Raw genomic sequence first — 18,114 nt, forward strand, 5'->3', positions numbered from 1 at the left:
CTGCACCGCCAGGCCGACCACGGCCCCTAGCTGCCACGGAACCCAGCGCCCAGCAAGCACCCGCAAGCACCACACCGCACAACACCGGAGATCAACCCAACCCTGGGCATCGCAGGCTCGCCCCGCCGCCCACACCCCGCCAGGCCCCCACAAGCACCGAACCACCAGGTCACCCAGCCCAGCACCCGCCCCCAGCCCCCGACCTCCGCACCAGGCACCCCACACCACCCGGCCACCCACCCAGCCCCGCCGATCACCACCCGCACCCGCACCCGCAAACGCCACCGGCCCGTCCGCGTTGGTCGCAGACGGGCCGGTGGTCCGGGTGGTGGGCGATACTGGGTTCGAACCAGTGACCTCTTCGGTGTGAACGAAGCGCTCTCCCACTGAGCTAATCGCCCGGGCGCAGGAAGAACATTACCCCATGTCAGGGGGTGCCTGTGACCAGGGAGGGCACCGTCGCCGCGCCCGCCCCGCTCACTGATCCTTGATCTTCCAGGGCATGACGACGCCGAACTTCCACAGGTAGACGCCGACGAGCACACCCACGATCACGAGGCCGATCGAGGTCAGGATGATGTTGCGGCGGCGCACCTTGGGGTCGAGGGCGCGCTGGGCGGCCTCGGTCACTTTCCGTTTCGTCCAGCGCAGCACCAGCTGGGCCCAGACGAACTCGGTGGCCCAGATGGCCATACCGCCGAAGATCACGACCCACCCGGGTCCGGGCAGCGGCAGCATGATGATGCCGGCGCCCACGACCGCCAGGCCGACCACGAAGACGCCCACCTGCCAGCTGAGGTGGAGCACACGGCGCGCCTTGATGAACTCGGGTGCCCGCGATCCGAGCCCCTGTTCCCGCTCCCCCGCCGCCTTGTCCGCCTTCATGTCGTCCGCCGCCACGGCAACCTCGCCAGGCTCGTTACTCCCCGTATTCATACGGCCAAACCCTACCCGAGAGAAACCGGTCACTGGAATGGTGGTACCCGGGAGAACGCCCCTCCGCCGGAAGAGTTACGTAAAGACACGCAAAACACTCAGAGGGGTTTACAACGGCACCGTAGGTGGCATGTCGATTTCGCCGACGTGCGAATCCCCGAGCGCACACTGAGCGAAAGGCCCTGGCGCTTATGAACACCACGGTCAGCTGCGAGCTGCACCTGCGCCTCGTTGTGTCGAGCGAGTCCTCCCTGCCTGTCCCCGCAGGCCTGCGGTACGACACGGCCGACCCCTACGCCGTGCACGCCACCTTCCACACCGGAGCCGAGGAGACCGTCGAGTGGGTGTTCGCCCGCGACCTCCTCGCGGAGGGGCTGCACCGCCCCACCGGCACGGGCGACGTCCGCGTCTGGCCGTCGCGCAGCCACGGTCAGGGCGTCGTCTGCATCGCCCTGAGCTCCCCGGAGGGCGAGGCCCTGCTGGAAGCCCCGGCGCGGGCGCTGGAATCCTTCCTGAAGCGAACGGACGCGGCCGTGCCCCCGGGCACGGAGCACCGGCACTTCGATCTCGATCAGGAGCTCTCGCACATCCTGGCGGAGAGCTAGGTCGGGACTCCCCACGAGCCACCCGGCGCCGTCCACTCGGGGAGACGGCTCGGGCCAGGACAACCGCATACGGCAGACGCCGACGCCGCGCCACGGAGCTCCACCGGGCTCCCTGGCGCGGCGTCGGCCTGTTCCCGGTGCGCGACTCCTGGTGGATCCGGCCGCCGGTGCGGCTACCATCGGCCAGCATCGGCGGGTATTCGCCCGTCCCCAGGCCAGGGAGCGAAACGTGCTGATCACCCACGACACCAGGTGTGCGCTCGATGCCGTGGTGGATCTCGTGAACACCGCGCCGGAGGACGACACGGCCTCGGACGGGCTGGCGGACATCGGCGCGCTCGCGGAGTTCGTGCGCAAGCACGACATCAGTGACGTCGGCGTGCTGTCCGAGTTCGACCTCTCGGCGGTGCGGCGGATCCGCGGGCGGTTCGCCGGGATCTTCGCGGCGAAGGACGCCCGGAGCGCGGCCGGACTGATCAACGAGCTGGTCGCCGCGGCCGGCACCACGCCGAGACTCACGGACCACGACGGCTACGACTGGCATGTGCACTACTTCGCGCCGGGCGCCTCCGTCGCCGACCATCTCGCGGCCGACTGCGGCATGGCGCTGGCGTTCTTCGTCGTCGCCGGTGAGCAGGAGCGGCTGCGCCGCTGCGAGGCGCCGGACTGCCGCCGCGCCTTCGTCGACCTCTCCCGCAACCGGTCCCGCCGCTACTGCGACAGCAGGACCTGTGGCAACCGCCTGCACGTGGCCGCCTATCGCGCCCGGCGCAAGGAGGCGACGGGCTGACGCGGCCCCGGCGGGTGGCGCCGGGGACCGCGGGTACGGGTCACAGCAGCAGCAGGTCGTGCAGCGCAGCCATGAGCAGCAGACACCCGATCACCGCAAGGAAGATCATCAGCGGTGGCTGGGAAAGGGCGAAAAGGCAACCGCGCGGCTCGTCCTGCGGCGGCGCGGCGTCGCTCTGTGTCGTGTCCAGCATCTCGCGGCGATGATGACGCAGGCCGGGGTCGTCACGCGATCACCACGCCCGGCGTGAGCGGGAGTTCGCTGTTTTCCGCGAGTCCTTTTCACGGAGTGATCACTTCCGCGCGCCTGCGGCCCGTCTGTGTCGTTTCAGTCGACGGCGGCACCGGCGCGTAGCGTCAGATGCCGTGCTTCTTGAGAATGGCCTCGATGTCGCTGAAGTCCTCGGAGCCGCCCCCACGTGACGTGCCCGCGGTGCGCGTCGCCGAGCGGGACGCGGGCCCGAGCGAGGGCGCCGAGGCGGCCGGAGCCACCGCGTCGGACCGGCCGGATCGGGCGGCTCTGCGCTCCCCGCGGGTGCCGCCTTCCCTGCGGCGCTCCACCGCGCGGGTGATCGAGAACAGTCCCCAGGCCACACCGAGCAGGACGAATCCGGCCCAGGCCGTCGGGCTGAAGGCGGTGTCGGCGACCCACTCGACGACTCCGGTCATCACCAGGCCGAGCGGCACCAGCGCGTAGGCCGCGATACGGGTGGCCGCGAGGAAGCGCTTGCGGTACGCGGTGACCGCCGCGATGCCCAGGCCTGCCGCGGCGACGGCGGAACAGACGGTCTCGGCAATCATCCGGTCCTCCAGACAAGCTGCCCCGCACGGACAGGGCACGGTCGAACAGGGGCACATCCGGTCCCCTCCATCGTGCACCTCCCCCGCCCTCTCGGGCCATGCCGCGGCCGGACATCAGGGACATCTCCGGGTCGCCTCCTCCGGAGGTGCCGGTCGGCCGACGGTCCGGATTGGGGCTCCGGCCCCCGGGCTGGGAGACTGGCCCCATGAGCGACTCCTCCCCCGCGGCATCCTCCGCGCCCTCCGCCGCCGACCGGCCGGCCGTCGTCCTCGACGTCTGGTGCGAGCTGCAGTGCCCGGACTGCCGCATCGCCCTCACCGATCTGCGCGCCCTGCGCGAGCGCTACGGCGACCGGTTGGAGCTGCGGCTGCGGCACTTCCCCCTGGAAAAGCACCGGCACGCCTTCGCCGCAGCGCAGGCCGCCGAGGAAGCCGCCGAGCAGGGGCAGGGCTGGGCGTACGTGGAGGCCGTGCTGGGCCGGGTCGAGGAACTGGACCGTGAGGGAGAACCCTTCCTGGTCGAAGTGGCCCGCGAACTGGGCCTGGACGCCGAGGAGTTCGACACCGCGCTGATCGACGGGCGGCACATCCTGATCGTGGACGCCGACCAGGCCGAGGGCAAGGCGATCGGTGTGACGGGCACGCCGACGTACGTCATCGGCGGCGAGCGCCTCGACGGCGGCAAGAGCCAGGAGGGGCTGCGCGAGCGCGTCGAGGAGATCGCGGACCGTCTGCTGGCCGAGCGGGGCTGAGCGTCGGCTCGGCTGAAGTCCCCGGTCAGAGCAGGTTCTTGTACATCGAGTACGCCACCGGCTCATACCCCAGGGACTCGTAGAGCCGCTCCGCCGGGGTGTTGCCGGCGAAGACGTTGAGGCCGAGGGCGCGGGCGCCGGCGGCGATGGCCTGGGCCTCGGCCAGCAGCATCAGGGACCTTCCGTGGCCGCGGCCCCGGAAGGCGGGGTCGGCCTCGACGTCGTAGACGTAGGCTCGTTCGCCGTCGACGCCCAGCCAGAGGGTGCCGACCCGGGTGCCCTCGTGTTCGAGGACGCTGAGCAGCATGTTCGGTGTGGCGGGGCCGTGCGGCAGCAGCCGTTCGGTGTCCTTGTGGGCCTTGTCGAGCGCCTCCGCCTCGGGTACGCCCCGGCTGGTCCAGCTCGCCGCGTACTCCCGTATCCCGTGCGCGCGCCAGGGGCCGTACTCCTCCTCCGTGAGGGGCCGGGCGCGGCTGCCCTCGGGCAGGGCGGGCGGGACGGTGCCGAGTGCCTTGTCCATGCCGCGGTTGCGATGGACGTAGCCCATGACCGTGGCCAGGCGCAGTGCGGCCCGTGCGTCGGCGGGGACGCGGATCTCGATCGTGCGGCAGCCCCAGCCGCGCGCCACTTCCTCGGCGGCGAGCGCGGCGACCGTGCCCCTGCCACGTCGGCGGTCCGGTTCCTCGATGCGCAGGTCGTCGATGCGGGCGACGCCCGGACCGGCGTCGGAACGGGTCGACAGGTGCACCGATCCGACGGGGCGGCTGTTCACGCACACGCGGTAGTGGCGCGACACCGTCCCGTCGGCGGCACGCTGAAGCGGCTCGGTCGGCCGCAGGGTCGTGGTCATCAGGGGAGTTCTACCCCGTAGCGGGGCGCCCTCGCCCGGCCGTCACGGATCCAGGTCGTCCGCCGAGCGCTCCTCGAAGATCCGCATCGCCTTCGCCGTCACCGGGCCCGGCGTGGTCGGCAGGTCGCGTCCGTCGACGCGGTGCACGGCCTGGACGTCGCGCAGGGTCGAGGTCAGGAAGATCTCCTCGGCCCGCTGGAGGACGTCCAGGGGGAGGTCGGTCTCCTTGGCGCCGGTCCACTCGACCGTCAGCTCGCGGGTGATGCCGGCGAGGCAGCCGGAGGCGAGCGGCGGGGTGTGGATCTCGCCGTCGAGGACGACGAAGACGTTCGAGCCGGTGCCCTCGCAGAGCTGTCCGACCGTGTTGGCGAACAGCGCCTCGGAGGCGCCGTGTTCGTGCGCCCGGGCGAGGGCGACGACGTTCTCGGCGTACGAGGTGGTCTTCAGGCCGGTGAGCGCGCCGCGCTCGTTGCGGGTCCAGGGGACCGTGATCACGGCCGTGGAGTCGGGGCGGCGGGCGGTCTCGCCGAGGGCGACGACGAGGGTCGGGCCGTGCTCGCCGCGGTCGGAGCCGAGGGGGCCGTGGCCGCCGGTGTAGGTGATGCGCAGCCGGCCGAGCGGCATCGGGTTGGCCTCCAGGACCGCGGCGCAGGCGCGGCGGACCTCGTCGTGGTCCGGCTCGGGCAGGCCGAGGCCGCGCGCGGAGCGGGTGAGCCGGTCGAGATGGCGGGTGAGCGCGAACGGCCGGCCGGCCACCGCCTTGACCGTCTCGAAGATGCCGTCGCCCACGGTCAGCCCGTGGTCGAGGACGGAGACACGGGCGGACTCGATGTCCTGCAACCCGCCGTCGAGCCAGATCTTCACGTCTACAGTCCCTCTCCGGTCACGTCGTACGTCCCCGACGCTACCGCGAGCAGTCGTGACGCCTTCAGCTCGGTCTCCAGCCACTCCCCCTCGGGGTCCGACCCCCAGGTGATGCCGGCACCGGTACCGAAGCGCAGCACGCCCTCGGCGCGGTCGATCCAGAAGGTGCGGATGCCGACGGCCAGCTCGCCGGTGCCGCGATCGGCGTCGACCCAGCCGATGCCGCCGCAGTACGGGCCGCGGGGCGCCGTCTCCAGGGCGTCGATGATCCGCAGGGCGCTGGACTTGGGCGCGCCGGTGACCGAGCCGGGCGGGAAGGCGGCGTCCAGCAGCTCCGGCCATCCGGCGTCGTCGCGCAGTTCGCCGCGGACCGTGGACACGAGGTGGACGAGCCCGGGGTGCTTCTCGACGGCGCACAGATCGGGGACGGTCACGCTGCCGGTGGCGCAGACCCGCCCGATGTCGTTGCGGACGAGGTCCACGATCATCACGTTCTCGGCGTAGTCCTTCTCCAGCAGGTCGGCCTCGGTGCGGCCGGTGCCCTTGATGGGGCCGGACTCGACGACGCGTCCGTCGCGGCGCAGGAAGAGCTCGGGCGAGGCGGTGGCGATCTCGACGCCGTACGACGGCAGCCGGATCGTTCCTGCATACGGCGCCGGGTTGCCGCGGGCCAGCAGCGCGGTGAGCGCGTCCACGTCGGCGCCGGGGTCGACGGGCGCGGAGAGCACCCGGCAGAGGTTGGCCTGATAGACCGCGCCGGTCGCGATGTGTTCGCGGATGCGGCGCACGCCCTCGGTGTACCCGGCACGGTCGAGCGACGTCGTCCAGGCACCCGCCGCGGGCCCCCGCCACGCCCCCGGCACGGGGGCCGGCACCGGCTCGCGACGCACGTCCGCGAAGCGGGCGCAGGTCAGCCGTCCCTCGTAGTCCGCGGCGACGGCCCAGAAGCCGGTGGAGTCGAGGGCCGCCGGATCGCTGGTGACGTCGAGGAGGCCGGTGGCGACGCGGTCGCCGAAGCGGGCGAGAGGAGGGAGGTGGAGCACGGTGTCGAGTCTAGGTCGGGTGTCGCGGGGGTGGCCCGGGCGTGTCCCACGGGGGCCCTGAGCAGGTACGCGAGGGGGCGCGGCGCAGCACGCTGCGCAAACGCGTTTTTGTGCTGGCCCAGGAATCCGCTAGAGTTCAACACGTCGCCGGGACGCGGAAGCGGACCGAAACGACAAGCGGACGTAGCTCAGTTGGTAGAGCGCAACCTTGCCAAGGTTGAGGTCGCGAGTTCGAGCCTCGTCGTCCGCTCGCAGGAAGAAGGGGTCATCCCGATCCCCTACACTCCTGGTGGAGTGGCCGAGAGGCGAGGCAACGGCCTGCAAAGCCGTCTACACGGGTTCAAATCCCGTCTCCACCTCCAAGGACGATTAGCTCAGCGGGAGAGCGCTTCCCTGACACGGAAGAGGTCACTGGTTCAATCCCAGTATCGTCCACTGGATCTTCTCGAAGATCCGAACCCGCGCGATTAGCTCAGCGGGAGAGCGCTTCCCTGACACGGAAGAGGTCACTGGTTCAATCCCAGTATCGCGCACGCTCTGTGACTCATGGGTCACAGCGAGGACGATTAGCTCAGCGGGAGAGCGCTTCCCTGACACGGAAGAGGTCACTGGTTCAATCCCAGTATCGTCCACACGCCACGAAGCCCCCGGTCCCGCGACCGGGGGCTTCTTCGTGGGTGCGCTCAGCTGGAAAAGAGCATGTGGCCGAAGCCGCGCTTGTGGTGGTGGCCGCCGTGACCGCCGTAGTGGCCGCCCCCGTGGTGGCCGCCGTGCTGGACGCCCCAGGCCGGGCCGGCGGGCGGCGGGACGGGAGGGGCCGCCGGGTACGCCTGCTGGGCGTGCCCGCCCCACTGGGACTCCAGCTGGGTCAGCGCCTCCAGCTCGCCGTAGTCGAGGAAGATCCCCCGGCAATTGCTGCACTGCTCGATCTGAACGCCACTGCGGTTGTAGGTGTGCATCGGTGCGTGGCACTTCGGACACTGCATGTCGGCTCAACTCCTCGCCGGTCGGTCCTGCTTCGTGTATCGCCAGGACAGACTCTGTCCGGCTGTGGCTGGTTGCACCCTACGTCGTGGAACGCGCACCCAACTGCGGGGGAACCGAACCGATTCGGGCACAGGCGTCGATCATGGCCTGCTCGACCTCGTCCAGGGGGCGGTGAACGGTGACCGCCTTGGTGAGGCTGCGGGCGGCGGTCTGGACGGTGAGGGCGCGGGCCGGGACGTCGAGGGCAGGCCAGGGGTCGTCGTCCGGCGGTGGTACGGCCGGGCCGCCGGCGGTGCGGTACGCGGTGAGGAAGCGGGTCCACGCGTCGGCCGGAAGGAGACCGGAGGCGAACCAGGCGGCGGGCCGGGCGAGGTCCCAGGCCGGATCGCCGGTGCCGAGGTCGTCGACGTCGATCAGATGCCAGGGGCCGTCCGGGGCGGGGTGCCGGACGAGCTGGCCGAGGTGGAGGTCGCCGTGGCAGAGGGTGGCGGTGCCGGGTATGGGGGCCTCGGCGCGGGCCCACGCGGGGAGGGTGGCCCAGGCGGCGAGTATCGCGGCGGTGGCCGGGTGGTCGGGGGCGGTGGCGCGGAGCCGCGCCACCGCCTGGGCGGCCTTGGCGGGGCCGCGCATCGCGGGAAGGGCGGGCACAGGGACGGGGGTGAGGTGCAGCCGGGCGAGGAGGGTGCCGGCGGCCTCCCAGGGGGCCGTCTCGGGGTCGTCCGGATCGACGGGGGTGCCGTACGGCCAGAAGGTCACCGGGCGGCCGTGGAGGTGGGCCGGGGTGGGGGTGAGCGGCGGCAGGAGGATGCCGGGGAGATGGGCGGCCGTGGCGAGGCGGGCGGCGAGGGTGTGCGCGTCGGTGCCGGGAGCGTGGGCCTTGGCGACGGTGTCGGCGTGGCGGACGACGAGGGCGTCGGGGCGGTCGGCGAGGGTGAGGGTGCCGCAGGCGCAGGCGTCGTGGAGGGGGTGGGCGACGGTGCGGGCGCTGGCGGTGAGGGCCGGGAGCAAGGGGGTGGGCGGCATGGGGGCTCCCTGGGGGTGGGTGGGGTCGGGAACGAGGGTACGTCGGGGTCGCTGATGGGTTTCGCTCGGCGCCGGCAAGGTGTCGCCGCCTGGGTACGTGGGTGAACGCCTGGGCTGCGTGACTGCGCCGACGTGAAAGGGGCGCGGGCAACTGCGCGATCGCCCCCCACCGGCCCGGACGAAACTCCCGCGCCCGCGCAGGGAACCGCCGAACCCCCGGAGGGATCCACCGCACCCCCGGAGGAAAAAGCAATGCCGGCGCAGCTCCCCAGCTGCGCCGGCATTTTTGCCGTCCGCCGCACCCCCGTCCCCACGGGGTTTTATGGGTGGATGTCCCCGCCCGGACCGCTCTTCCGGGCCTGGGGTCGCCGCTCAGCGCCCCAGCATCACGCCCACGGACGACGCCTGTGTGGCCACCGTCTCCCAGCCGTCGAAGACGAGGAGGAGCAGGGCCGCCAGGGGGAGGGCCATCAGCGTCGCCACCAGTGGGTGGCGCCGGCCCTGGCGGCTGGGGCGATACGCGGTGTGCGCCTTGCGTCCCTCTCCGCGGAACAGCGTCCGCGGTGCCGTCTGGGCCATGGTCCCTCTCCTGACCGTCTCAGTTGTCGTTGGCAGCGGCGGGTGTCTGACCTCGGGGGACGAGTGCTGCACCCGCCGCTTGATCTCAAATCTAGGCGCGGCGGGGGCAGCGGACGTCATGCCCTCGTACCGAATCGCGGGCCTCCCGGAGGATGAGCCATGACCTGCGGACTACTCCCCAGGGTGGAGACGAGGTCCTAGGTCTCGGGGTCTTCCCGGAGGGGGTGTCCGGTCCTCCCCGTTATTTCCGAGCCGTCCTCGCGCGGCACCGGCTGCTCGACCAGGGCGAGCACCCTGTTCGCCATGAAGCGGGCCGTACGGACGACCGTTCCGCTTCGGGTGACTTCGCTCACTTCCACCACCCCTCTGCGCACCGCCGTCTCCACCCGGCGGCCCGCTCTGCTGGCCACCACCTCGTACGTCCTCGTCGTGTCCCCGGCGTCCACGACGATCTCCACACGGTCACCCTTCACAGGTTCAATCCCCCTTCTGTGACAGGTGGTTGAGGTCACAGCGCGGCCAAGGGCCGCCTCGGTACGGGCTCCCTGACCACCCTTCAAGTCTCCCACCCGGCACTGACAATCCATCGGGACGAGAGGGCGCGGCCTCTGCGCGGGACGGGCCGCGGAAACGTAAGCTGTGCCACGTCACACGGACCGGGCAGCGGGGATGAACATGGCGATGATGCGCCTGAGGCGCGAGGACCCGCGCGTCGTCGGCTCGTTCAGGCTTCACCGACGGCTCGGCGCGGGCGGGATGGGCGTTGTCTATCTGGGCTCCGACAAGAAGGGGCAGCGCGTCGCCCTGAAGGTGATCCGGCCCGACCTGGCCGAGGACCAGGAGTTCCGCTCGCGGTTCGCCCGGGAGGTCTCGGCGGCCCGGCGTATCCGGGGCGGGTGCACGGCCCGGCTCGTGGCGGCGGATCTGGAGGCCGACCGGCCGTGGTTCGCCACGCAGTACGTGCCCGGTCCCTCGCTGCACGACAAGGTCGCCGACGAGGGCCCCCTGTTCGCCGCCGAGGTCGCCGCGATCGGGGCCGCGCTGTCGGAGGGGCTCGTCGCCGTGCACGAGGCCGGTGTGGTGCACCGTGACCTCAAGCCGTCCAACATCCTGCTGTCCCCGAAGGGGCCGCGGATCATCGACTTCGGCATCGCCTGGGCGACCGGGGCCTCGACGCTCACCCACGTCGGTACGGCCGTGGGCTCGCCCGGTTTCCTCGCGCCCGAGCAGGTGCGGGGGGCCGTGGTCACGCCGGCCACGGACGTGTTCTCGCTCGGCGCCACGCTGGCGTACGCCTCGATGGCCGACTCGCCCTTCGGGCACGGCAGTTCCGAGGTGATGCTGTACCGGGTGGTGCACGAGGAGCCTCAGCTGCACGGTGTGCCGGACGCTCTCGCGCCCCTCGTGCGGGCCTGTCTCGCGAAGGACCCCGAGGAGCGGCCGAGCACGCTGGATCTCTCGCTGCGGTTGAAGGAGATCGCCGCGCGCGAGGCCCAGGGCATGCCCGACGCCCGGCCGCCGGTGCCGCGGGCCAGTGAGGCCGACCGGCCCACCGGACGGCTGTCCGACACCAGCTATCCGGAGCGGACGGTGCGCCAGCCGGGCGGGGGTCAGGTCACCCCGCCGCCCCGCGGCCAGGTCTCGTCCTCGCGCGGTCCCGCCTCCCCGAGGAACGGAAGCGGAACCGGCGGCGGCGTTCCCTCGCGCGGCGGGGTTCCCTCGCGCGGCGGTGTTCCGTCGTCGCGCTCCAACGGGTCCCGGCCGACTCAGGGCGGCCGCTCCACCCCGGCCGGGCGGGGCACCCGTCCCGGCACCGGCAGTCGGCCCGCGCCCCGCAGTGGCACCGGCCGTCCGGCTGCCCGGCCGACGGGGACCGGGCGGCGCCCCGCCAATCCGCGGCTGCTGCGGCAGCGGCTGTTCGTCTTCGTCGTCGTGACACTGCTCGTCGCGCTCGGTATCGCGGTCGTCCAGGGCTGTGAGGGACCCGCCCGGGGACTCGGCGGCGACCACGACGTCGTACGACCGCAACTGGCCCACGCCCAGCCGGCGCACGCGCCGTAGCCGAGGAGGCGGGCAGGCGAGCCGCGACGCCGTCGGCGACCTGCGCGCCGGCTCAGGCACGCGCGCGTATCCGAGTCCTCACGTGAGTACACGCGCGCGTGGCGCCGGGGTCACGACTGTGGGCGGCCCGTCGCCACCGCGTAGAAGGCGACCGCGGCCGCCGCGCCCACGTTCAGTGAGTCGACGCCGTGGGACATGGGGATGCGGACCCACTCGTCCGCGGCGACCAGGGCCTGGGTGGAGAGGCCGTCGCCCTCGGCGCCGAGCATGAGGGCGACCCGGTCCATGGTGTGGGGGGCGGCCTCGTCGAGGGATCTGGCCTTCTCGTCCGGGGTGAGGGCGAGGAGGGTGAAACCGGCCTCGCGGACCGACTCCAGGCCCTTGGGCCAGGTGTCGAGGCGGGCGTAGGGCACGGAGAAGACCGCGCCCATCGAGACCTTGACGCTGCGGCGGTACAGGGGGTCCGCGCAGTCCGGGGAGAGCAGGACCGCGTCCATGCCCAGGGCCGCCGCCGAGCGGAAGATCGCGCCGATGTTGGTGTGGTCGTTGACCGACTCCATGACGACGACCCGGCGGGCCGTCCGGAGGAGTTCCTCGGCGGTCGGCAACGGCTTGCGCTGCATGGAGGCGAGCGCGCCGCGGTGGACGTGGTAGCCGGTGACCCGCTCGGCGAGGTCGGGGCTGACCGCGTAGACGGGCGCCGGGAGTTCGTCGATGACGTCGCGCATGACGTCGACCCACTTGGCGGAGAGCAGCATCGAGCGCATCTCGTACCCGGCGTCCTTGGCGCGTCTGATGACCTTCTCGCCCTCGGCGATGAACAGGCCCTCGGCCGGCTCGCGCTTGCGGCGCAGCTCGACGTCGGTCAGGCCGGTGTAGTCGCGCAGGCGCGGGTCGTCGGGGTCCTCAACGGTGATGAGATCGGCCACAGGGTGATACTGCCTTGTCCTGACTACGGTGCCAACGGCTCGGCACGGGTTCTGTTACCGGCGGTTACGCGGAGGTCCGCGGTCCCACCGTGACGACCTCGCCGATGACGATGACCGCCGGGGGCCTCACATCCTCGGCGCGGACGGTCTCGGCGACCGTCGCGAGGGTCGCGTCGACGCGGCGCTGGGCGGCCGTCGTGCCCTCCTGGACCAGCGCGACCGGGGTGTCGGGGGACTTGCCGTGCGCGACGAGCGTCTCGGCGATCTTCCCGATCTTGTCGACGCCCATGAGGATCACGAGCGTCCCGGTGAGCCTGGCCAGGGACGGCCAGTCGACCAGCGAACGCTCGTCGTCGGGGGCGACATGACCGCTGACCACGGTGAACTCATGGGCGACCCCGCGGTGGGTGACCGGGATGCCGGCCGCGCCCGGCACCGAGATCGAACTGGAGATGCCGGGCACGACCGTGCACGGGATGCCAGCCTCGGCGAGGGCGTGCAGCTCCTCCATGCCGCGGCCGAAGACATAGGGGTCGCCGCCCTTCAGCCGGACGACGGACTTGCCCTGCTTGGCGTGCTCGATCAGCGCGTTGTTGATGGCCTCCTGGGCCATGAAACGGCCGTACGGAATCTTCGCGGCGTCGATCACCTCGACGTGCGGCGGCAGTTCGGCGAGCAGGTCGCGGGGGCCCAGGCGGTCCGCGATGACGACGTCCGCCTCGGCGAGCAGACGGCGGCCGCGCACCGTGATCAGGTCCGGGTCGCCGGGACCGCCGCCGACGAGGGCGACGCCCGGGGTGCGGGTGCGATGGTGCGGGGCGACGAGCGTGCCGTCGCGCAGGCCCTCGACGACCGCGTCGCGGATGGCGGCGGTGCGGCGGGGGTCGCGGCCCCGCGCGTCGGAGGTCAGCACGGCCACCGTCACCCCCTCGGAGGTTCCGGTCGCCGGGGTCCACGCCGTGGCCTGGTCTGCGTCGTCGGAGCGGACGCACCAGACGCGGTGGCGCTCCGCCTCGGCGGAGGCGCGGGTGTTCGCCTCCGTGTCGCCAGTGGCGATGAGGGCGTACCAGGCGTCCGCGAGGTCGCCGTCCGTGTAGGGCCGCCGCGCCCAGGTGATCTCGCCCGCGTCCGCCATGGCCTCCACCGAGGGGGTGGCCTCCGGGGACACCAGGAGGATGTCCGCGCCCGCCGCGATCAGGGCCGGCAGGCGGCGCTGCGCCACCTGGCCGCCGCCGAGGACGACGACCCGGCGGCCGGTGAGGCGGAGGCCTACGGGGTAGGCGGGGTGTTCGGCCATGAGGTGCGGCTCCTCGCGCTGGCGGTGCGGTGGGCGCTACGACTGCGGAGCGGCCCTGACGTGCGGATTTTAGAGGGCGAGCAGGTCATGCGGCAGGGCGGTCCGGCAGCTGAACACCGGACCGCCCGGACGGGGACTCACTTCTCGGTGACGCCCGCCGAGTCGAACGTCGCGACCTCGTGCATCGCCCGGGCCGTGCTCTGGACCAGGGGCAGGGCGAGCAGGGCGCCGGTACCCTCGCCGAGGCGGAGGTCGAGGTCGACCAGGGGGCGCAGGCCCAGCTTGTTCAGCGCGGCCACGTGGCCCGGTTCCGCGCTGCGGTGGCCCGCGATGCAGGCCGCCAGGACCTCGGGGGCGATCGCGCGGGCCACCAGGGCGGCGGCGCCGGCGCTGACGCCGTCCAGGATCACCGGCGTACGCAGCGACGCGCCGCCCAGCAGCAGGCCGACCATCGCCGCGTGCTCGAAGCCGCCGATCGCCGCGAGGACGCCGATGGGGTCGGCGGGGTCCGGCTGGTGGAGTTCCAGGGCGCGGCGGACGACCTCGGTCTTGCGGGCGAGGGTCTCGTCGTTGATGCCCGTGCCGCGGCCCGTCACCTCGGCGGGGTCGGTGTCGGTGAACACGGAGATGAGAGCGGCCGACGCGGTGGTGTTGGCGATGCCCATCTCGCCGGTGAGCAGGGCCTTGTTGCCGGCCGCGACCAGGTCGCGGGCCGTCTCGATGCCCACCTCGATGGCCTGCTTGGCCTCCTCGCGGGTCATCGCGGGGCCGGTCGTCATGTCGGACGTGCCGGCGCGGATCTTGCGGGGCAGCAGGCCGGGGGTCGCCGGGAGGTCGGCGGCGACGCCGACGTCGATGACGCAGACCTCGGCGCCCACCTGCCCGGCGAAGGCGTTGCAGACCGCTCCCCCGCCGAGGAAGTTGGCCACCATCTGGGCCGTGACCTCCTGCGGCCAGGGGGTGACGCCCTGGGCGTGCACACCGTGGTCGCCGGCGAAGATCGCGACGGCGGCGGGCTCGGGGATCGGCGGCGGGCACTGGCGCGAGAGACCGGACAGCTGCGCGGAGATGATCTCCAGCATGCCGAGCGCGCCGGCCGGCTTGGTCATCCGCTTCTGCCGCTCCCACGCCTCGCCGAGCGCCTTGGCGTCCAGCGGGCGGATCTGGGCGACGGTCTCGGCGAGCAGGTCGTGCGGCTCCTCGCCGGGCAGGGCGCGGCGGCCGTACGTCTCCTCGTGCACGACCCACGACAGGGGGCGCCGCTTGGACCAGCCGGCCTGCATCAGCTCGGGCTCGTCCGGGAACTCGTCGACGTACCCGACGCACAGGTAGGCGATGACCTCCAGGTGCTCGGGCAGGCCCAGGGAGCGGACCATCTCGCGCTCGTCGAAGAAGCTGACCCAGCCGACGCCGAGGCCCTCGGCGCGGGCGGCGAGCCACAGGTTCTCGACCGCGAGGGCCGCCGAGTAGGGCGCCATCTGGGGCTGGGTGTGACGGCCGAGGGTGTGGCGGCCGCCGCGGGTCGGGTCGGCGGTGACGACGATGTTGACCGGGGTGTCGAGGATGGCCTCGATCTTCAGTTCCTTGAACTGCTTGGCCCGGCCCTTGGGGAGGGACTTGGCGTACGCGTCGCGCTGGCGCATGGCCAGTTCGTGCATCGCGCGGCGGGTGTCGGCGGACCGGATGACCACGAAGTCCCACGGCTGCGAGTGGCCGACGGAGGGGGCCGTGTGGGCGGCCTCCAGGACGCGCAGCAGCACCTCGTGCGGGATCGGGTCGCTGCGGAAGCCGTTGCGGATGTCGCGGCGCTCGCGCATGACCTTCAGGACGGCCTCGCGCTCGACGTCGTCGTACGCGGGGGCGGCGGGGCCGGTGGACTCCCGGACTTCTTCCACGGCGGCCTTGCTCTCTTCCTCCTGGTCCGCGGCCCTGGTCTCCAGGTCCTCCGGGCTCTGTGCGATGTCGGGGTCGGGCTCCTGCTCCGGGGTGACCGGGGCGGAGGCCGGGTCGGCCCCGCGGGGTGCGGGGACCACGACGACGGGCGCGGCCGGCTCGGCCGTCGGGTCGGCGGGGAGGACGAGGGGGTGCGGCGGAGTCGGGGCGAGGTGCGGGGTGGTGGGCACCGTGCCCTCGACGGGGACGAACTGGCCGACGGCCTGGTCCTGTTGGGCCTGCGGAGTGGCGCCGGGCGGAAGGTGCACGGGCCCCGCGGGCAGCGGCTCGACGGCCGGTGCGGGGCTGGGGGTCGGCTCCGGTTGGTTCGACGTGGGGGCCTCCTGGTCCGAGGCGGACGCACCGACCGGGGGCTGTGCCGCCGGGGTGCCATGAGCGTCCGGGATGTGAGACGCGGGGGCCGCGAGGTGGGCGGCACTGGGGTCCTGCTGCGGGGTGAGCATGGCGTCGCCAGAGGCGGACGCCTGACCGGCCCCGGCGGCGGGCTGGGCCACCTCCGTGGCGGGGGTGGGCGCTGCCACGCCGTCGGCCAGGGAAACGGGGGGCACGGCGGCTTCGGCGGCCGGGACGACGGGGGCAGTGCCGTCAGCGGCCGGGGCGAGGGGGGCGGTGCCGTCGGCGGGCTGGGACGAGTCGGTCGGCGCCGGTGCGTCCGCGACTGCGGGGGTGAGAGCCGGGGCGGCAGGGACGTCGCCGGGGGTGGGTGCCTCGGCGGGAGTCGGTACGGCCGTCGCGGGGACATCGCCTTGTACGGGCACCTCGGCGGAAGCCGGTACCGCCGCCGCGGGGCCGTCGCCCGGGACGGGCACCTCGGCCGTCGCTGCGGCCGGGGCCTGAGCGGGCGTCGCGGTGCCTTCGCCCGGCTGGGCCGCCTCGGGAATCGGCTGGCTGGTCACCGGGGGCGCGTCGGACCCGGCCGGAGCGACCACGGCACCTTCGGCCGCCTGCGCCAGGCCCTCGGGGGCGGCGGCTTCAGGGGCCTGCGGCAAGCCGTCGGGCCCGACCGCCTGGGGTGCCTGCGGGGCTTCGGGGGCAGTGACTTCGGGCGTCGGCGGGACCTCGGGAGCAGTGGCCTCGGACGTCGGCACGGCCTCGGCAACGGTGGCCTCGGGGGCCGACGGAACCTCCGAGGCGGTGGCCTCGGGAGCCTGGGGTGCATCGGGGGCGGGGGCCTCGGGAGCCTGCGAGATCCCGGGAGTCTGCGGGGCGTCGGCGGCCGGAGCTTCCGGAGTCGCGCCGGCCTGAGCGGGCGCCTGCTCTACGACGGCGTCGGCCGCGTCCGCCGCACCGGTGGGCGGCGTGGCAGCACCGCCGGCGTCGGGCGTGGCCGCCTCGGCAACGGGTGCCTGGGCCGGGTCGGGAGCCGCTGTGGGCGCCTCCGGGGCGTGAGCCGGGGTGGCATCGACCGCCGGAGCCGCCGGGGCAGGGGCCTGCACGCCGTCGGCGGACGCACCGTGGGCAGCCGACGCGCCGTCCACCACGGCCACGGATCCCTCGGTGAGCTGCGCACCATCGGTCACCGGCACCTGAGCGGGCTGGACCGCGTCGGTCGCAGCCGTCTCGGCCGCCTGGGCGGCCTCCGGCACGACACCCTCGCTCGGCTGCGAACCGTCGACCGCCGACACGGAGGCAGCCTCAACCGCCTCCGGCGCGACGCCGTCCGTCGGCTGCGCACCCTCCCCCGCAGGCACCGAGCCGGCCTGAGCCGTAGCACCCACGAGCGCCTGGCCGGCGTCGGCCGCGACACCCACGGACGCCTGACCGACCTCCGCCGCCTCAGCCTCGACGCCGTCGGACGCGGTGCCCTCCAGTGTCTGCGGGGCCTGCACCGGTGCCTGCACACCCGGCGTCGACACGCCCGGCTCCTCCTGGGCCACCGTCGCGGAAACGGAAACGGAAGCGGAAGCGGCATCGGACGCGCCCGCGGCCTCGGTCACCGGAGCCAGACCCGCCCCGGTCTCCCCCGCGAACGCGTCCTCCGTGCCCTGCGGAGCCGTCGCCGCGATCGCCTCCGTCGCGACGCGGGCGACCACGGCCTGGGCCGGGCCCACCGGCTCGGCCTGCTGCGGGGCCGCTGTGCCGGCGGCCGGGACAACCGTTTCGGCAGCCGGGCCCTGAGAGCCCCACGGGCCCGCGCCCTGCGGCGGCGGGACGTCGAGGTACTCGGGGCCGGTCGTCGGCGGTCCGGCGTGACGTACGGGCGCGCCCGCGGGGCCGCGGTCGGCGAGGGAGCGGACCGGGCTCGCGGAGGCGTCGGGGATCGGCGGACCGAGGTGCAGCGGGCGGCGGGGCGTGGTGGGCGGGATGGGCACCGTGGGGGCGGTCTGCACGACCGGGGTCGCGGGGCCGGGGAAGCGGACGGCGCCGAGGTCGACCGCGCCGCTGTCGCGGCCGGACATCTCGTGCGCGCCGGGCTCGTGGACCGCCTCGACGACCGGCTCGGGCGCGGGCGGCGCGACCTCGTTGCCCCAGGCACCGCCGGAGCCCGGCAGCAGCAGGTCTTCGTCCTCGGCGGTGGTCTCGGAGAGGTAGGTGTACGCGGCGGACGCGGGGACGCCCGGCTGCTCCACCATGCCTGCGTTCTCCGGCAGCCCCTCGCCCGGGATCTGGCCGGTGTCGGTCATGCGTACCCCTCGCCCATCGGT

The 18,114-nt window shown here is 73.5% G+C and carries 17 protein-coding genes and 6 tRNA genes; 9 read left to right on the plus strand and 14 right to left on the minus strand.

What is annotated here, in order from left to right; all coding sequences use genetic code 11:
• Positions 1–326 precede the first annotated feature (326 nt).
• Together ACZ5NW_RS26045 and ACZ5NW_RS26050 are read right to left on the minus strand one after the other, a co-directional pair.
• A tRNA-Val gene (locus ACZ5NW_RS26045) sits at positions 327–401 on the minus strand.
• 76 nt (positions 402–477) lie between these two features.
• The gene (locus ACZ5NW_RS26050; protein ID WP_468746338.1) at positions 478–936 is read right to left on the minus strand and encodes a TIGR02611 family protein; all 459 of its coding nucleotides are present in this window, start codon (positions 934–936) and stop codon (positions 478–480) included.
• A 191-nt stretch (positions 937–1,127) separates the two neighbouring features.
• Between ACZ5NW_RS26050 and ACZ5NW_RS26055 the strand changes: the two genes are divergently transcribed.
• Both ACZ5NW_RS26055 and ACZ5NW_RS26060 read left to right on the plus strand, forming a co-directional pair.
• Positions 1,128–1,541, plus strand: a complete 414-nt coding sequence (locus ACZ5NW_RS26055; RefSeq protein WP_004002642.1) for an SsgA family sporulation/cell division regulator — start codon at positions 1,128–1,130, stop codon at positions 1,539–1,541.
• 229 nt (positions 1,542–1,770) lie between these two features.
• On the plus strand, positions 1,771–2,331 hold the full coding sequence (locus ACZ5NW_RS26060; RefSeq protein WP_468746339.1) for a CGNR zinc finger domain-containing protein: 561 nt from the start codon (positions 1,771–1,773) through the stop codon (positions 2,329–2,331).
• A 40-nt stretch (positions 2,332–2,371) separates the two neighbouring features.
• Here the strand turns inward: ACZ5NW_RS26060 and ACZ5NW_RS26065 are convergent, their stop codons facing one another.
• Positions 2,372–2,524, minus strand: coding sequence for a hypothetical protein (locus tag ACZ5NW_RS26065; protein WP_020138043.1), 153 nt, complete (start codon positions 2,522–2,524; stop codon positions 2,372–2,374).
• Positions 2,525–2,687: 163 nt separating this feature from the next.
• Entirely contained in the window at positions 2,688–3,131 is a 444-nt protein-coding gene (locus tag ACZ5NW_RS26070) for a hypothetical protein (RefSeq protein ID WP_468746340.1), read from the minus strand.
• Positions 3,132–3,337: 206 nt separating this feature from the next.
• Here ACZ5NW_RS26070 and ACZ5NW_RS26075 point away from each other — a divergent pair, with 206 nt between their 5' ends.
• The gene (locus ACZ5NW_RS26075) at positions 3,338–3,883 is read left to right on the plus strand and encodes a DsbA family protein (protein WP_468746341.1); all 546 of its coding nucleotides are present in this window, start codon (positions 3,338–3,340) and stop codon (positions 3,881–3,883) included.
• Between the two features lie 25 nt (positions 3,884–3,908).
• Here ACZ5NW_RS26075 and ACZ5NW_RS26080 read toward each other — a convergent pair whose 3' ends face one another.
• Genes ACZ5NW_RS26080 through ACZ5NW_RS26090 form a run of 3 tightly spaced genes read right to left on the minus strand, consistent with a single transcriptional unit; the run spans position 3,909 to position 6,640 of the window.
• Positions 3,909–4,733 (minus strand): GNAT family N-acetyltransferase, encoded by an 825-nt coding sequence (locus tag ACZ5NW_RS26080; RefSeq protein ID WP_468746342.1) that lies wholly within the window; start codon positions 4,731–4,733, stop codon positions 3,909–3,911.
• A 42-nt stretch (positions 4,734–4,775) separates the two neighbouring features.
• On the minus strand, positions 4,776–5,597 hold the full coding sequence (locus ACZ5NW_RS26085; protein ID WP_468746343.1) for an aminotransferase class IV: 822 nt from the start codon (positions 5,595–5,597) through the stop codon (positions 4,776–4,778).
• A gap of 2 nt (positions 5,598–5,599) precedes the next feature.
• Positions 5,600–6,640, minus strand: a complete 1,041-nt coding sequence (locus ACZ5NW_RS26090; RefSeq protein WP_468746344.1) for a chorismate-binding protein — start codon at positions 6,638–6,640, stop codon at positions 5,600–5,602.
• A 177-nt stretch (positions 6,641–6,817) separates the two neighbouring features.
• On the opposite strand from ACZ5NW_RS26090, the gene ACZ5NW_RS26095 reads away from it, so the two are divergent.
• From ACZ5NW_RS26095 to ACZ5NW_RS26115, 5 genes are all read left to right on the plus strand, one after another.
• Positions 6,818–6,890 (plus strand) — tRNA-Gly (locus ACZ5NW_RS26095).
• Positions 6,891–6,928: 38 nt separating this feature from the next.
• Positions 6,929–7,002 (plus strand) — tRNA-Cys (locus ACZ5NW_RS26100).
• A gap of 1 nt (position 7,003) precedes the next feature.
• Positions 7,004–7,075, plus strand: a tRNA-Val gene (locus ACZ5NW_RS26105).
• 26 nt (positions 7,076–7,101) lie between these two features.
• Positions 7,102–7,173: transfer RNA gene (locus ACZ5NW_RS26110), tRNA-Val, on the plus strand.
• 27 nt (positions 7,174–7,200) lie between these two features.
• Positions 7,201–7,272 (plus strand) — tRNA-Val (locus ACZ5NW_RS26115).
• Between the two features lie 51 nt (positions 7,273–7,323).
• Here ACZ5NW_RS26115 and ACZ5NW_RS26120 read toward each other — a convergent pair.
• From ACZ5NW_RS26120 to ACZ5NW_RS26135, 4 genes are all read right to left on the minus strand, one after another.
• Positions 7,324–7,626, minus strand: a complete 303-nt coding sequence (locus ACZ5NW_RS26120; protein WP_468746345.1) for a TFIIB-type zinc ribbon-containing protein — start codon at positions 7,624–7,626, stop codon at positions 7,324–7,326.
• A gap of 79 nt (positions 7,627–7,705) precedes the next feature.
• Complete coding sequence (locus ACZ5NW_RS26125) at positions 7,706–8,650, minus strand: phosphotransferase family protein (protein WP_468746346.1); 945 nt, start codon at positions 8,648–8,650, stop codon at positions 7,706–7,708.
• 372 nt (positions 8,651–9,022) lie between these two features.
• Complete coding sequence (locus ACZ5NW_RS26130; protein WP_468746347.1) at positions 9,023–9,229, minus strand: hypothetical protein; 207 nt, start codon at positions 9,227–9,229, stop codon at positions 9,023–9,025.
• Between the two features lie 197 nt (positions 9,230–9,426).
• Positions 9,427–9,702 carry a hypothetical protein gene (locus tag ACZ5NW_RS26135; protein WP_468746348.1) on the minus strand — a complete coding sequence of 92 codons (276 nt, stop codon included), beginning with the start codon at positions 9,700–9,702 and terminating at the stop codon, positions 9,427–9,429.
• A 196-nt stretch (positions 9,703–9,898) separates the two neighbouring features.
• Between ACZ5NW_RS26135 and ACZ5NW_RS26140 the strand changes: the two genes are divergently transcribed.
• A complete protein-coding gene (locus tag ACZ5NW_RS26140; protein WP_468746349.1) occupies positions 9,899–11,290 on the plus strand; it encodes a serine/threonine-protein kinase in 1,392 nt (463 codons plus the stop codon).
• 110 nt (positions 11,291–11,400) lie between these two features.
• Here the strand turns inward: ACZ5NW_RS26140 and ACZ5NW_RS26145 are convergent, their stop codons facing one another.
• The 3 genes from ACZ5NW_RS26145 to cobT form a co-directional block, all read right to left on the minus strand.
• On the minus strand, positions 11,401–12,219 hold the full coding sequence (locus ACZ5NW_RS26145) for a TrmH family RNA methyltransferase (RefSeq protein WP_468746350.1): 819 nt from the start codon (positions 12,217–12,219) through the stop codon (positions 11,401–11,403).
• A gap of 64 nt (positions 12,220–12,283) precedes the next feature.
• Entirely contained in the window at positions 12,284–13,516 is a 1,233-nt protein-coding gene (cobA, locus tag ACZ5NW_RS26150; protein ID WP_468746351.1) for a uroporphyrinogen-III C-methyltransferase, read from the minus strand.
• 137 nt (positions 13,517–13,653) lie between these two features.
• On the minus strand, positions 13,654–18,093 hold the full coding sequence (gene cobT / locus ACZ5NW_RS26155; RefSeq protein ID WP_468746352.1) for a nicotinate-nucleotide--dimethylbenzimidazole phosphoribosyltransferase: 4,440 nt from the start codon (positions 18,091–18,093) through the stop codon (positions 13,654–13,656).
• Positions 18,094–18,114 lie beyond the last annotated feature (21 nt).

Source organism: Streptomyces sp. NPDC032126, assembly GCF_055580085.1.